Source organism: Variimorphobacter sp. HTMS_6, assembly GCF_059717775.1.
Window position 1 is genome coordinate 3,394,731 of record NZ_AP046094.1, and the last position, 16,035, is coordinate 3,410,765.

Here is a 16,035-nt window from a genome sequence, read left to right on the forward strand (position 1 = left end):
ATCCTTTTATTTTGTCTTTCTTAATAAAGTGCTCTTTTTACCGGTATCCCATTTTTATAGTTGATATTCACTTCTCCTTGAATGAGAGGCTTCAGATATGCAACAAATTCATCGGTAATATCATAACCATTTGGAGCTACCCATTCAAGCGGTACCTTTTTTTCTTTATTTGCCACTTCACTTACCGAAACCGAAACATATTCTACCTGATACGGATTGTCACTCACTCTTGTGATGGAGGACATTATTCCCGTTCTTCCTTCCACAGCACACATAAAAGCTTTCTGTCCAAGCATGAGTGATTCCTTAATATCTGTTTCACTGGCGATATGTGCTGCGGCACGTTGCATTAGGTTCAGTTCAATTGATCGAACCTTACAACCTATCTCTCTTTGTACTAATTGCTCTAATACGCGCGCAGCTCCTGCTATTTGTTTATGCCCAAAGCAATCGACTAAACTGCCTGTTTCTCCCTCTGAGATGTAACGCCCTTCACTGTCTTTAATCCCCTCACTTACTACTACAAGAATATCCGGTTTTACTTCGAGCTTATTACGTAAGTCATGAATAAATCTCTGTGGATCAAATTCTACTTCACACAGATAGATCATGTCTGCACCAGCTCCCCCATTTAGTTTTGCCAGCGCCGCACTGGCTGTGAGCCACCCTGCATTTCGACCCATTACTTCAACGATGGTTACCGCAGGAATATCATAGGCTCCAATATCACAAGCCAATTCACCTACGGTTGTCGCGATATATTTTGCTGCTGAACCAAACCCGGGGCAGTGATCCGTTAATGACAGATCATTATCTATCGTCTTTGGTGCTCCTGTGATAACGATATCATAATTTTTCATTCTACAATACTTAGAAAGCTTATCAACCGTATCCATTGAATCATTGCCACCTATGTAGATAAAATACTTTATTTTATATTTATTAAAAACTCGAACGATCTCTTCATACTGTTCTTCGTCTTCCTCATAGCTTTTCATTTTATATCGACAGGTTCCTAATGCTGATGATGGGGTATGTATTAATTCTTTTTGTGACGTCGTGTCTGTCATCACCGTTCCTAAATCAATCAGATGCTCACTTAAAACCCCTTCAATCCCATTTTTTGATCCATATACCCTATCAATCTTATCATTAAGGCTTGCTGCCCTTATTACTCCCACTAATGTTGCATTAATTGCTGTAGTTGGACCACCGGACTGAGCCACCAGTAAATTTGTCATAAACATCTCCCTTTTAATTATTTATACACTAATAAGAAACTTCGTTTTTCCACTTCTTAGATGAACTTGGGTTACCAATCATTATTTTCCTTTAAACCTCGTGCAGTATATCATATTGCTCAAAGCCTCGTCAATGCGTTGGAGCCCTTCAAACCGCCTGTGGCTTTTATTTTAGCGAGTAAACTAATTCTTATCATTTCGGTTCACTATTTATTCATTATGTACATCGCAAAATTTGTTTATTTCTGGTTGATTCTGTATCATTTATACAGATTATACATATTTCCTTTGATTCTTGATTCATCATTTGTATATTATTTCCTTTTTAACCTTAAAATAGTTGATTTCGCATATAATTTCCGATATAATAGCTTGTGCAATCCTATAACAACTGTAAGAAGGTGATTAGATTGAAAAATAAAAAATTATACCTTATATCGATGTTCGTATTTATGACCGTATTTAGCTTGACTGCAATTTTTGATATACAAGCCCCAATTCATAAAAACAAGAACAAAGCAACCGTATCCGATAAAGTTGTATCCGCGACAACAAGCAACACCTCAGACAGAACTCAAAGTATGAAAATTCAATCTTTTTCAAATGATAATGTTGCAACCACTATACCTTCGGTAACAACATCTCCGGCAGCTAATGTAACTGTAGCCCCAACCGCATCACCGACACCATCCCCTACTCCCAAAGCAACAGAAGCACCTAAGCCAAAATATGCGAATATCGGAATCTCTACCGCTAAGGATTACGTAAATATCCGCAAAAAGCCCTCTACAAATAGCGCAAGCCTTGGTAAACTATATCGCAACAGCGCGGCGAAAATCCTTAAAACCAAAGACGGTTGGTATTATGTAGAATCCGGCAGTGTAAAAGGATATGTAAAGTGTGAATTATTAAAAACAGGGTTGAGCGATGCCACCTTAATCAACAAATACGGAACACCGACCGCCCGTGTTAATGTAGACGGCTTAAATGTCAGAGCAGAAGCCGGAATGGATTCGAAGAAAATCACAACAATATATCAGGATGAAACCTACCCGGTATTAAGTATCAAAGGCGATTGGGTAAAGATTGATCTTCCGGATGAAAAGTCCAATGGATTTGTTAAAAAAGAATTTGTTGAACTTGAGGCAGAATTTAAAGATGCAGTATCAAATCAGGAAGAGGAAAAGATCAAACAGATCAAAGCAGAAAAGCGCCTGAAAAAGGAAACAGAGATTAAGCATGGCTCCGGAATAAATTATACAAACGATGATTTGAAATTACTTGCATGCTTAATTCAAGCAGAGGCCGGTCATCAAAGCTATGAATGCAAAATAGCAGTTGCTAATGTAGTATTGAATCGAGTAAAATCCTCTCACTCCTCTTTTAAAGCAATTATTTATTCACCGGGGCAGTTTTCCGTTGCAAAAAGTGGATCATTACAAAAACAGTTAGATCGCTATGGACAGTTTGATAGTCAAGCGGAACTTTTATCCATCAAGGCAGCAAAAGATGCTCTGAACGGTACCAATAACATTGGTAATCGCAGATACTTTCACTCCTATGGTGCAGCAGTACAAAAAGGTTATGATAAGAAACAAAGTGCTGTAAAACTGGGTGGCTTAATGTTCTGGTAAACGATACCCAAACAAATCCATTTGTATTGATTTTCCAGTTTAATAGGACTATAATAGGATTCGCATTACCATATCTAGGAATGTGAATCCTATTATTTTATTAAAGGAGATGAAAAGAAGATATGAAAAAGAAAGTTTTAGCAATAGCTGCTTCAATAATTCTTACCTTGAGTATCGTTGCCAACACGGTACCACCATACATCTCAAGCATAACAGCATCAAACACAACCATAGCGAAAGCTTCTACCTCCTCAGGAAGTTACCAATACGATATCAAAAATGGAGGCATTTACATTACTAAGTACACAGGCAAAGCCTCTTCACTAACTCTACCTAGCAAAATAAATGGCAAGCCTGTTGTAAGCATTGGTGGTTTTAGTGATTCATCAACATTAACTTCCGTTGTTATTCCAAACACTGTAAAAACAATTGATTATAATGCGTTTAATGGTTGTAAGAAATTAAAAAGCGTATCACTAGCGGAAGGGTTAACTACTATCCAAATTAACGGCTTTTCAGGATGTACCGCACTAACAAACATCACAATTCCAAGCACAGTAACCACCTTAAGCTCTGGATCATTTAATTATTGTGATGGATTAACAAATATTACAGTAAAAAGCAACAATACAAAGTTCAAAAGCGTGGATGGAGTCCTCTACAATAAAGCGATGACCGCGCTGATTCTCTACCCTTCTTCAAAACCGGGAAATAGCTATACCATGCCAAACAGTGTTACTTGCTATGTTGACAACATTTTTTTTGGATATAATGCATTTTACGGCAATAAATATCTTTCCACTCTAACATTATCTAGTGGTATTACCAGTATTGGTTATGGGGCTTTCCAACATACCAATATTGCTACATTAAATATTTCCTCCGGTGTCAAGTCAATAGATGATTACGAATCTATCGTCTCCGAGAAATGTTCCGCAATTAATGTAGATGCCAATAATAAATATTATAGTGGTGTTGATGGCGTGTTGTTTAACAAGAGTAAAACTACATTGTTAAGATATCCACCAAACAAAACAAACACTCACTATACTGTTCCTAATAGCGTAGCAACAATATCTGCTAGTGCATTTACGAATTCCAAAAAGCTATCAATTATATCGTTACCGAACAGCTTAAAAAGTCTTGAAGAGTATGCATTTTATAACTGTACCAAATTGACATCGATTAATATCCCTACCGGTTTAACCAAGATTAATTACAAAACATTTCAAAACTGTACCAGTTTAGCAGGCATAACTATTCCAACAAATATAACGTATATTGATATAGAAGCATTCTTGAATTGTACTAAGTTATCAAATATTAAATTACCTAATAATAATCTTACCATTCATACAACCGCTTTTGATAATACAGCTTGGTATAACAAACATCCTAACGGCGTGATCTATATTGGCACAATGGCTTACGCTTATAAAGGAAAAATTTTCTCTAATACAAAGGTAACGCTCAGTAACAATACAAAGACTATTAATAGCAGCCTATTTTATGATGCAGAAGATTTAACTTCCATCGTAATACCAAGTAGTGTAACTAAGATAGGTAATTATGCATTCTTTGACTGTTACGGATTAAAAACTATAACCATTCCAAGCAGTGTTACGTCAATTGGTACATGTGCACTTGGCAGGGTATCTGGTGATCCGGATGGGGGCGATCCATGGCATCTGCCATACTTCCGAATGATTTGCTCCAAGGGAAGTCAAGCAGAGAAGTATGCAAAGAATAATAAGGTGATATATTCCTATCCTGGAGCGAAATCAATAGCCACCTTAAAAGGAACCACCGTCAGTAAAACAGCGGAATATTTAGATCATACCGAAGTTCTCCCTAGTGTAACTATGAAAGACGGCACTAAGAAACTAGTAAAGGGAGTTGACTACACGGTCAGCTCAGAAGATAATTCTAGAATTGGTACTGCCACCGCCACAATTTCTGGTATGGGTAACTATACCGGCACCATCAATAAGAAATTTACCATTACGAAAAGGCCAATCTCAAAGGTAAATCTCTATCTAGGGCAAACATCTTATACCTACACAGGAAAGGCATGCTTACCTGACATCTATTCCAAAGGTGAATTATATATGAAGGAGCCCTACAAACATTATTTAAGAAAAAAACCCGACGGCACATATTCAGGTTATTTTATGATGGATGTTAAATATACAAATAACATCTTACCTGGTACTGCCACAGTCAAAATCTATGGCAAAGATGAATATAGCGGAAGCATAACCAAGACCTTTAAAATTAATCTGGGCTCTCCTGCCATGACACTAACAGGTTCTTCAAAGAAGGCCGATATAAAATGGACAAAGGTAACCGGAGCCTCCGGCTATGTAGTTGAGATGTCTACATCCAGTACAGGTAAGTATTCTGTTATTAAAAATGCCACTTCAAGCACCTTAAACTACACCAAGACCGGTTTAACCTCCGGAAAGACCTACTATTACCGTGTGAAAGCTTATATGTCGATTAAAGGCAAGAAAGTATATAGCAATTACACTAAGGTGTTTTCTGCAAAAGCATAGAGCAAAAATGACCCTAATTTGTATGTATTGATTTTCCAATTTTATAGTACTATAATAGGACGTGTATTACCAATTAATGTAATACACGTCCTTTTAATATTATAAGAGAATGGAGGAAAAATGAAAAAGAGAATTTTAGCAATAGCTACTACAATTGTTTTATCCTTAAGTTTATCCGTACTTACTCTACCGAATATAATATCAAATGTAATCAATACGAATACCCTCAATGCTAAGGCAGCAACAAAGCAGAATTATCTATTTATTGAAAACAAATCAGATATAACCATTACAAAATATATCGGCAGCGCAACGACTATCACTGTTCCCAGTAAAATTAATGGAAAACCGGTAAGAAGTATTAGGTATCTATCCACAAATATAAAAAAGGTAACCCTGCCAAATACCGTTACTACCATCCAAAATGATGCTTTTGTTGGCTGTACCAAATTATCCTCTGTAACGATGTCAAAAAACATTACCTCAATCGGTGACAGAGCATTCTTTGGCTGCAATAAATTAACCAGCATTACTCTTCCTGAAAAAATAGAAAGATTAGGTTACTATGCATTCAGCAACACCGGTCTGACTAGTTTTTACATCCCATCAAAGCTATACGGTGTAAACGGAGGAACCTTTATGGGAAGTATTCACATGAGTAAAATCAGCGTTTCTCGTAATAATTCCACATACACAACAGTCAATGGCGTATTATTTACCAAGGATAAAACTACTCTTTTCTATTATCCACCCGCTAAAACAGACAAAATATACTTGATACCCAAAAGTGTTGATACTATTTTATTCTATGCTTTTGCATACTGCAAGAACTTAAATAGTATCTCATCATCAAATAACATATCCCTTATGGATGGTGCATTTCTCAACTGTACGAAATTGGCAACATTAAAAATGCCTATTAATAATGTTCCTGCCGATCTCTTTTCTGGATGCAGTGCATTAACCAATGTTACGATAACTTCCAATGCAGTTGATATTAGGACAAATGCCTTTAAAAACTGCAAGAGTCTAAAAAACATTACCCTGTCCAAATACATAACAGATATCGATAGTAACGCTTTTGCAGGTTCAGGTATCACCAAAATTTATCTACCTGAAAATGTTACATACTTATCTGAAACTGCATTCGATAACTGTATGAACTTATCAGCTATAAATGTTTCAGCCGATAACTACATGTATAAAAGTATCGACGGAGTTCTTTTCAACAACTATAAGTCCATGCTTATTAAATATCCGGATGGAAAAACGAACTCCAGTTATACCATTCCTGTGGGTGTTAGCATAATATCGGAAAATGCCTTTCGTGCTTGCCCAAAATTAATCTCTTTAACACTATCAAACGGTGCAAATTATATAAGATCTTCCGCTCTTAAATGTACCAACTTATCAACCATAAACATTCCTGCGAATGCAACACAAATTGACAGCGATGACTTCATCTATTTGAATAAACTCAGTAACATTACTGTTGATAAGAACAACAAAGAGTATGCAAGTATCGGCGGCGTTCTATTCACCAAAGATTTAACAAAAATCTATCGATATCCACCTGCGAAAAATCTCACTACTTACAGTGTACCAAATAGTGTTGGAGTATTCGCAGATTATGCCTTTATTAACTGCAATAAACTAACATCGATACATTTACCTAATCTCTATTATATTGGAGAATATTCTTTTTTAAACTGTACAAAATTAAAGAATTTAACCCTTCAGAGTTCAATCTCTTATATTGGAGATTACGCACTGGGGTTTAGCGCCAAGGAAAGTGACAATTATAACAAAGCAAGCAAGACCCGTTTACCCTCATTTCGTATATATTGTAATTCACATAGTGAAGGTGAACTGTATGCAAAGAATTATAAAATTCCATATTCCTACATAAATTCTAAATCTTAATAAACTGAGTAGTAATGTAATCTTTTAGATTATATTTAAATCGAGAATGGAGAATTCTATGAAAAAGAAAATATTAGCTATATTTACATCCATCGTTCTTGCTCTTACCATGGTAGCATCACCTATACCAAATTATATATCAAGCATTACCAAATCAAATGTTACCGTTGCTAAGGCTGCTACTTCTGGAAGCTATCAGTACGGAATCCGTGATGGCGAAATCTATATTACCGGTTATACCGGCAGCGCATCATCTATAACCATTCCAAGTAAAATTGATGGTAAACCTGTTGTGAATATTAAAGGCTTCAATAGCTCACCAACACTAACTTCGGTTGTAATCCCAAAAGGAGTAAAAACCATAGAATCTTATGCTTTTGTTAATTGTAAGAAACTAAAAAGTGTATCGTTGCCGGAAGGGTTAAAAACGATAGACGAGGGTGCCTTCAATCGTTGTACTTCCCTAACCTCTGTTTCAATTCCTAGCAGTGTTTCATACTTGTCGGATGATTCATTTTCCGAATGTTCTTCCTTAACTAGTATTAATGTACAGCGCTACAACTCTAGCTATAAGAGTGTAAATGGTATTTTATATAATAAAACAATGACCAAGCTTATCACCTATCCACCATCAAAACCGGATAAAAGTTATTCTATGCCAAATAGTGTCACTTCCTATGTATATAATACATTCGACGGCAATAAATACCTTTCTACACTAACATTATCAAACGGGATAACCACTACCGGATATGATGATTTTATGAGTACCAATATTGCTACTTTAAATATATCGGCAAGTGTAGAACTCATGGGATACATTGAATACGGTTTCTTCGTTTCTGAGAAATGTACTACGATAAATGTTGATCCTAAAAATAAGTATTACAGCAGTCTTGATGGAGTATTATTTAATAAAAGCAAAACAAGATTAGTAAAATATCCACCTTGCAAAGCAATTACTCACTATTCTGTTCCTAATACTGTAACATCCTTTGCTCCTTCCTCATTCGACAACTCAAAGCATCTGACCACAGTGTCTTTACCAGCCGGCTTTAAGGATCTTGGCAACGCTACTTTTACGAAATGTACCAAATTAATTTCAATTAATCTACCAGCCAGTTTAACAAAGATAAACCCAAATGTTTTTGATAGTTGTATTAACTTAACAAATATCACCATCCCTGCTAATATAACTTATATTGATCGAGAGGCTTTTGCTAATTGCACTAAGTTAACAACCTTTAAATTACCAAGTAATAACCTCACCATCGATGGCTCTTCATTCAATAATACTGGGTGGTATAATAAGCAGCCTAAAGGAGTTGTCTATATAGGAACTATGGCTTATACCTATAAAGGTAACATGCCGGTTAATACAAAAATCACGCTAAGAAATAACACTAAGGTCATTAACGGTAAACTTTTCAATAGACAAAATAATCTATCCTCCGTTGTAATACCGAGTAGTGTTATCCAAATTGGTGAGCATGCCTTCTTTGCTTGTGAGAATTTAAAAAGTCTCACCATACCAAGCAGTGTAACAAAAATTGGTGAATATGCATTCGGCCTAGAGCTTGGTGATCCGGATGGAGATGATTCGTGGGTCGATAACATACCAAACTTTCGACTTTATTGCGCAAAAGGGAGTCAATCAGAGAAGTATGCAAAAGGAAATAAAGTTCCTTATTCCTATTCAGGAGCCAAGTCAATCACCACACTGAAAGACATAACCGTTAGTAAAACGGTGGAATTCAGTAATTATGGTTATATTGTACCTAACGTAGTTATTAAAAATGGCACAAAACAATTAGTAAAGGATGTTGATTACACTGTTCGTACAAGAGCTTATAACTTAGGGAATTACACTGCCACAATTACAGGTATCGGATACTACACCGGTTCCTTTCAAAGGAATTTTACTGTAATACCCAAACCACTCTCAAAGGTGAATGTAACACTCAGACAAACTAGCTATACCTATACTGGAAAACCATGTATTCCAAGCATATACACACAGATTGATATTCATAAGGGTACCCCTATCTTACATTATACCGACCCTGTTAATGACCACACTTATTCTGATTATAACATATGTGCAGTATACTCCAATAATATACTGCCGGGAACAGCTATTGTTAAAATCACCGGATCAAGCACATTTAGCGGAACCGTAACCAAGACCTTTAAGATTAATCTAGGCATTCCCAACCTGACTACTACATCCTCTTCAAACAAAGCCGATTTAAAATGGTCTAAGGTTACCGGAGCCTCAGGATATGTAGTTGAAATGTCTACATCCAGTACAGGTAAATACTCTGTTGTTAAAAATGCCACTTCAAGTACCATAAGCTACACCAAGACGGGATTAACCTCCGGAAAAACATATTATTACCGTGTAAAAGCTTATATGACAGTAAAAGGCAAGAAAGTATATAGCAGTTATTCCTCCGTGCGCTCTGCAAAAGCATAGAGCAAATATGACCCTAATTCGTATGTATTGATTTTCCAATTTGATAGTATTATAATAGGACATGGATTACCAATTAATGTAATCCATGTCCTATAAAATTTTATAAGTGGAATGGAGGAAAAATGAAAAAGAAAATTATAGTATTAGCAACCACATTAGTTCTATCATTAAGTTTATCAGTTCTACCTCTACCAAGTATGATTTCAAATGTAACCGGTACGAACATTGTTACAGCAAAGGCAGCAACCTATAAAGATTATCAGTATAGTGAAAGTAAATCGGATATTACCATTACAAAATATACAGGCAAAGCAACAACTGTCACAATCCCTAGTAAAATAAATGGAAAGTCGGTAAAAAAAATTCAAGGCTTTGCCTATAATAAAACTTTAAAAAAAGTGATTATTCCTAGCAGTGTCACAACAATTAAGAGTAATGCTTTCTCTGGATGCACCAAATTATCCTCTGTAACAATTTCAAAAAACGTAACTTCAATCGGTAACAATGCCTTTTACGGTTGCAGTAGCTTAACAAGCATTACGTTGCCCTCAAAAATAAAAACCGTGGGCACCTATGCATTCAGCAATACTGGTTTAAAAAGTTTTTATATCCCTTCCAAACTATACGGTATAAATGGAGAAACCTTTAAGGGCAGTCTTCACATAAGCAAGATAAGTGTATCCCGTAGCAATACAAGGTATACAACAGTCAATGGTATATTGTTCTCCAAGGATAAAAAAACTCTATTTTACTATCCTGCTGCAAAGACGGCCTCAAAGTATACCATTCCTAATAAGGTCTTTGAAATTTGCAATTATGCTTTTGCTTATAACAAATATCTCACCAAAGTAACAATACCAAATAGCGTTCATGCACTTGATAATGGCTTATTTGCTAACTGTACAAAATTAAAATCAGTAAAAATACCCAATGGCAATTATGTCATACCTAAAGAGATATTTTATGGATGTACCTCATTAACCAGCGTAACGCTTTCTTCCGATGCCTTTACAATTGGTCAAAGTGCTTTTGAAAATTGTAAAAATTTAAAATCAATAGTATTAACCAAAGAAATCGATTCCATTGATGCTCGCGCCTTTGCTGGTTCCGGTTTAACCAAGATTACTATTCCTGAGAATGTAAAGACTTTATCTCCTACTGCCTTTCGTAACTGTATGAAACTTACAGGCATTGGAGTATCCAGTAAAAATCTTTCTTACTCTAGTTTAGGTGGTGTAGTTTTCAGTAAAAAGAAAACGAAGCTTATTATATACCCAGACGCAAAAACAAATGCCACTTATACAATTCCCGCAGGAGTTGTTAATGTCATGAGTGATTCTTTTGGATCAGCTCCAAAATTACTCACCTTAAACTTACCCAATACATTAACCGAACTTTACCCCGAAGCCCTTAGATGTACTAACTTAGCAACGATCAATATACCTGCAAAAGCAAAAGGAATAGCTGGAGCTTCCTTCAGTCATTTATATAAACTGTCCAATATCACAGTTGATAAGAGTAATTTAGATTATGCAAGTATAGATGGTGTTTTATATTCCAAGGATTTTATAGGATTATATCGTTTCCCTCCTGCTAAAAATCTTACCTATTACAGAGTACCAGATGGTGTGCAAGTAGTAGCCGATTATGCATTTATCAATTGCAAAAAATTAACTAAGGTTGATTTACCTATGATGGATTTTATAGGGGAGTATGCATTTTTAAATTGTACTAATTTAAAAACTATCGATCTACCCAATTCTATTACGTTTATTGGTTATAATGCGCTAGGCTTTTGTGCAAAGGAGAGTGATAACTATACTATTGCTAAGATGACTCCATTACCATCCTTCCGACTTACATGTGGAATAGATACCGAAGGTGAACGTTATGCTATGAAGTATAAAATCGCGTATTCTTATCATGGCGCTAAGTAGATGTTTACATATGATATACACTATGAAGGTTCTATCCCATATCACAATATGAGATAGAACCTTTTCATCTTTTACAACCAGTTCATACATAAAGACTCCTTTCTTACCATGTATTGCTTTTTAAGACTAGCAGTATTATAATTGTTTTTAGTTACCAATTTATAACAAATACCAGCGGCAGACTGCATTGAATATTGGAGGATTATATGAAAAAGAAATCTATCATTTAAATCAGCTTATGTATCATAACTTTATGTTTTATATCTTTCAAGATTGCCCAAACCTGAAAGAACTTCATATATCAAGCGAAAATGCTACTTACATCTCGGTGAATGGTGTTATTTATGATAAAGCAAGAACTATACTCCTTATCTATCCGGATGGTAAGACTAATTCTAGTTTTACCATTCCTAACAGCGTAAAGGAAATCGAGAGTTATGCATTTGGTCATGCTCCCAACTTAATCACTTTAACTCTATCGAATAAATTAAAACACTTCCGTCCTAATGCGCTTAACTGTTCCAACTTACAGAGTTTAATAATACCAAGAAGTATTAAAGGTATCTCTGCTGCGACTTTTTCATCGCTTAATAATTTAGTTAATATAACCGTTGATAAACGCAACAAAGATTTTTGTGATATAGATGGCGTACTATTTTCAAAAGATAAGTCAAGCTTACTCAGTTATCCTGCTAATAAAAACAGAACTGATTACATAATACCAGAAAGTGTATCCGTCATTGCCAATTATGCTTTCCAAAACAGCAAATATTTATCAAAAATCACTTCCCTGTCTACCCTCTTCAATATTGGGGAATATGCATTTTACAACTGCGTTAATATGAAAAGCATAACAATTTCTGATGAAACAACTGATATAGGTGACTATGCATTCGGTTTCTATAATAACAGAAAGAGTCCTGCTTCTGACAGTAAAGCTCTGCTTCCAAACTTTATAATCTATTGTAATGCAAATAGTTCCGCTGAAAAATATGCAAAAAAATTCGGCATTATTTATTTAGCGCCACCTGAACCCACCAATACGCCGGAGGATTCTACACCAATTCCGAATACACCAGAGACATAGTACTTATGGTGATTTCGATATTACAGACATTCATAATGAATAAAAGAATGAATTATATTGCGAATCAATTCTATTATTAATTCATAAAAATAAAAAGTGGAGATAATCATGAAGAAGAAAATATTATTAATATCTATACTAATCATTATAATGTTAGGTATTGCAACTTCTTTGATATACCTAAGCTCAATCAAAAAAAGTAAAGAGGCCGGAGACAAAAGTACGACTACCAATACTGATACAGGGGTCGATAAAAAAACATACGGTGATTTTAAATATGTAGAGAACAAAGATGGAATCGTTATTACAGACTATGAAGGAAAAGCAGAAACCGTGGTAATACCAAGTGAAATTAATGGACGCCCCGTGAAAGAAATTGGTTGTTTCGGATCCTATACCCCATTAAAGAAAGTTATCATTCCAAATGGTGTCACCAAAATAGACGAATATACTTTTATAAATTGCAGTAATTTAACTGAGGTCACTCTCCCTGAAAGTTTAAAATATATTGGTGAAGTTGCGTTTAAGGGTTGCAGTAATTTAAAAAATATTACTCTTCCAGAAAAACTGACTACACTTGGTGATAGCGCTTTTCAAGATACAGGGTTAATATCCATTAATATTCCTAGTAATTTAATTCGATTCAGTTCAAATATATTGCAGGGTTGTAGAAACCTTAAAAGTATAACCGTATCTCAAAATAATTCAAGGTTAACTAGTATAGACGGCATCTTATATACGGAGAACAATACAATACTCCTCTGCTATCCAGCAAGCAAACCAGGTGAGACCTTCACAATTCCTGATAGTGTATTACAAATCTCTAATTATGCATTTAGTAACTCTGAATATCTAACTAATATAACCATCCCAAATAATGCAACAAATCTTGGGGACGGTATTTTTAAGGACGCAAAAAAATTAAGTGATGTTCAAATCTTAGGTAATATAAATATTATATCAAAAGAAACTTTTTCAGGATGTTCTTCATTAACCAATATCACCTTACCTTCCAGTGTATCTGTAATTGACGATGCAGCTTTTGCAGGTTGCCTAAGTTTAAAAAAAATCAATCTGCCAAATACTATTGATACCATTAATTCTTCTGCTTTTGGCGGTTGTGTCGAGTTAAGCCAGATAAAAATACCTGAAAATGTAGATACAATCGCTGTAGGTACCTTCAACGGGTGTAAAAGCTTAACCCATATTAATATTCCATCAAACGTTAAATCAATTCAAGATGAAGCATTTTCTGATTCCGGATTATTAAATATCTATATTCCAAGTACAGTTTCAGAAATTAGCGCAGTAGCATTCCAGAATGCACAAAAACTATCCGCAATAACCATCTCAAGGAACAATCCTAATTATACCAGCTCCCGCGGAGTTGTTTATGACAAGGCAATGAATAGCTTAATTATATACCCTAATGGTAAAACTAACGCCAATTATGTTATTCCAAGCAGCGTTCGTTCCGTTGATGCCAGAGCATTCGATAAAACTCCCTATCTACAAGACTTAACTTTGCCAGAAGGAATTACTAGTGCAGATGATTTCTTCTCAGCCTGTCAGGCACTGGAGAATTTACAGACTCTACATATTCCTAAAACTTTATCAGAAATCAACCCTAATACATTATATGCTTATAACCTAAGCCACCTTACAAGTGTGGAAGTTGATAATCGAAATATAAGTTTTTGTAGTATCGATGGTGTATTATATAACAAGGACAAAACGGAATTAATATTCTATCCTCCACAAAAAGCTGATACTGCTTACCTAGTTTCGGCTTCTGTAACATCGATTTTAGATGACGCTTTTCAAAGTTGCAATAATTTGACTACAATATCTATTCCAACCACTGTAAATAGTTTTGGATTTGGTGTGTTTTCAGGATGTAGTAAACTAACAGGTATCAACATTCCTAATGGACTTGCCACCATACCAGCTGGTATGTTTGCCGGATGTTCTGCTCTGACTAATATTACCATACCTGATTCAGTAACCTCCATTGACAACCGAGCCTTTTCTGACTGTACTTCATTGTCCGGTATCGCCATCCCTCATTCCGTAAATACCATTGGAGAAGAGGCTTTTTCAGGGTGCAACGCTTTATCTAGCCTATCAATTCCTGATAGTGTAAAGTACATTGAAGCAAAAGCATTTTCCGGTTGTCGTAATTTGACTACAATTGAATTAACGAATAATGATGTTCAAGTGAAGGGCGAGGCTTTCACAGACACTGCCTGGTTAAGCAATCAACCAGACGGGTTAGTTTATATTGGGAACACCGCTTATATTTATAAAGGATCTATGCCAAACAACACGAACTTAACGCTAAATGATAACACAGCTTTTATTAGTGATGGCGCTTTCACAGAACAAAAAAATTTAGTTAATATTACTCTTCCGAATACGATTACTTGGATTGGCAACTCCGCTTTTGCATTTTGCACCTCTTTAAAACGCATGACATTACCAGAGCATTTATCCACCATTGATGCATACGCAATCTATCACTGCACCAAACTCACTGATTTAACAGTTCCTGATACAGTAACAAGTATCGGTGAGTTTGCAATTGGATTTTATAAGAGTGATGAGGCTGATTATCCTGAGACCGTTATCCAACCATTCCGATTATACTGTAATCCGGGAAGTAATGCTGAGCAATATGCAAAAGACTCCAAAGTCAATTATTCTTATAAGAATGCAAAAACAATTAAAAAGAAAAATGTGCGCCTTACATCTACTAACATTCCTTTTAATTTTGACTGGATTGAACCGGAGGCAGTTGTAAAGGATGGTTCAAGCGTACTGAAAAAAGATCGTGATTATCGCATCTATTACGAAAATAATTATGATGCTGGCACCGCAACTGCTACTATTTATGGAATCAGCAAATATAGTGGCTCTGTGCAAAGGAAATTCCAGATTACAAAAAGGCCAATTTCAGACTTTAAGGCAAAAGTTATAAGTTACTTAGCCTACACAGGAGGAGACTTAAAACCTTCCGTAAAATTCACTGACGCTTCCATTCACGTAAAATATGATTTTACTCTTTCTTATAAAGACAATAATAAGCCAGGAACCGCTACGGTTATAATCACGGGAAAAGGAAACTTTACAGGTACAAAGAAATTGACGTTTAAAATTATAAAAAATTAAACTTTAGGAGATAA

The 16,035-nt window shown here is 35.4% G+C and carries 8 protein-coding genes; 7 read left to right on the forward strand and 1 reads right to left on the reverse strand.

The genetic code is table 11. The features are described from left to right. Positions 1-20: 20 nt before the first annotated feature. Positions 21-1,241: a 6-phosphofructokinase gene (locus AC6IWN_RS15390; RefSeq protein WP_497988462.1), complete on the reverse strand. Its 1,221-nt coding sequence runs from the start codon at positions 1,239-1,241 to the stop codon at positions 21-23. Positions 1,242-1,651: 410 nt separating this feature from the next. On the opposite strand from AC6IWN_RS15390, the gene AC6IWN_RS15395 reads away from it, so the two are divergent. The 7 genes from AC6IWN_RS15395 (at position 1,652) to AC6IWN_RS15425 (ending at position 16,021) form a co-directional block, all read left to right on the forward strand. Next, positions 1,652-2,875: an SH3 domain-containing protein gene (locus AC6IWN_RS15395; RefSeq protein ID WP_497988464.1), complete on the forward strand. Its 1,224-nt coding sequence runs from the start codon at positions 1,652-1,654 to the stop codon at positions 2,873-2,875. A 122-nt stretch (positions 2,876-2,997) separates the two neighbouring features. Further along, the gene (locus AC6IWN_RS15400; protein WP_497988466.1) at positions 2,998-5,430 is read left to right on the forward strand and encodes a leucine-rich repeat domain-containing protein; all 2,433 of its coding nucleotides are present in this window, start codon (positions 2,998-3,000) and stop codon (positions 5,428-5,430) included. Positions 5,431-5,550: 120 nt separating this feature from the next. After that, on the forward strand, positions 5,551-7,353 hold the full coding sequence (locus AC6IWN_RS15405) for a leucine-rich repeat domain-containing protein (RefSeq protein WP_497988467.1): 1,803 nt from the start codon (positions 5,551-5,553) through the stop codon (positions 7,351-7,353). A gap of 58 nt (positions 7,354-7,411) precedes the next feature. Then, positions 7,412-9,829 carry a leucine-rich repeat domain-containing protein gene (locus AC6IWN_RS15410; protein ID WP_497988469.1) on the forward strand — a complete coding sequence of 806 codons (2,418 nt, stop codon included), beginning with the start codon at positions 7,412-7,414 and terminating at the stop codon, positions 9,827-9,829. Between the two features lie 122 nt (positions 9,830-9,951). Next, positions 9,952-11,766 (forward strand): leucine-rich repeat domain-containing protein, encoded by a 1,815-nt coding sequence (locus AC6IWN_RS15415; RefSeq protein ID WP_497988471.1) that lies wholly within the window; start codon positions 9,952-9,954, stop codon positions 11,764-11,766. Between the two features lie 187 nt (positions 11,767-11,953). Continuing rightward, entirely contained in the window at positions 11,954-12,853 is a 900-nt protein-coding gene (locus AC6IWN_RS15420; protein WP_497988473.1) for a leucine-rich repeat domain-containing protein, read from the forward strand. A gap of 108 nt (positions 12,854-12,961) precedes the next feature. After that, the gene (locus tag AC6IWN_RS15425) at positions 12,962-16,021 is read left to right on the forward strand and encodes a leucine-rich repeat domain-containing protein (RefSeq protein WP_497988475.1); all 3,060 of its coding nucleotides are present in this window, start codon (positions 12,962-12,964) and stop codon (positions 16,019-16,021) included. Positions 16,022-16,035 lie beyond the last annotated feature (14 nt).

Excerpts from the sequence above, each read along its gene's own strand:
- AC6IWN_RS15390 (WP_497988462.1), bottom strand. The coding sequence starts at position 1,241 with ATGACAAATTTACTGGTGGCTCAGTCCGGTGGTCCAACTACAGCAATT.
- AC6IWN_RS15400 (WP_497988466.1), top strand. The coding sequence starts at position 2,998 with ATGAAAAAGAAAGTTTTAGCAATAGCTGCTTCAATAATTCTTACCTTG.
- AC6IWN_RS15405 (WP_497988467.1), top strand. The coding sequence starts at position 5,551 with ATGAAAAAGAGAATTTTAGCAATAGCTACTACAATTGTTTTATCCTTA.
- AC6IWN_RS15410 (WP_497988469.1), top strand. The coding sequence starts at position 7,412 with ATGAAAAAGAAAATATTAGCTATATTTACATCCATCGTTCTTGCTCTT.
- AC6IWN_RS15415 (WP_497988471.1), top strand. The coding sequence starts at position 9,952 with ATGAAAAAGAAAATTATAGTATTAGCAACCACATTAGTTCTATCATTA.
- AC6IWN_RS15425 (WP_497988475.1), top strand. The coding sequence starts at position 12,962 with ATGAAGAAGAAAATATTATTAATATCTATACTAATCATTATAATGTTA.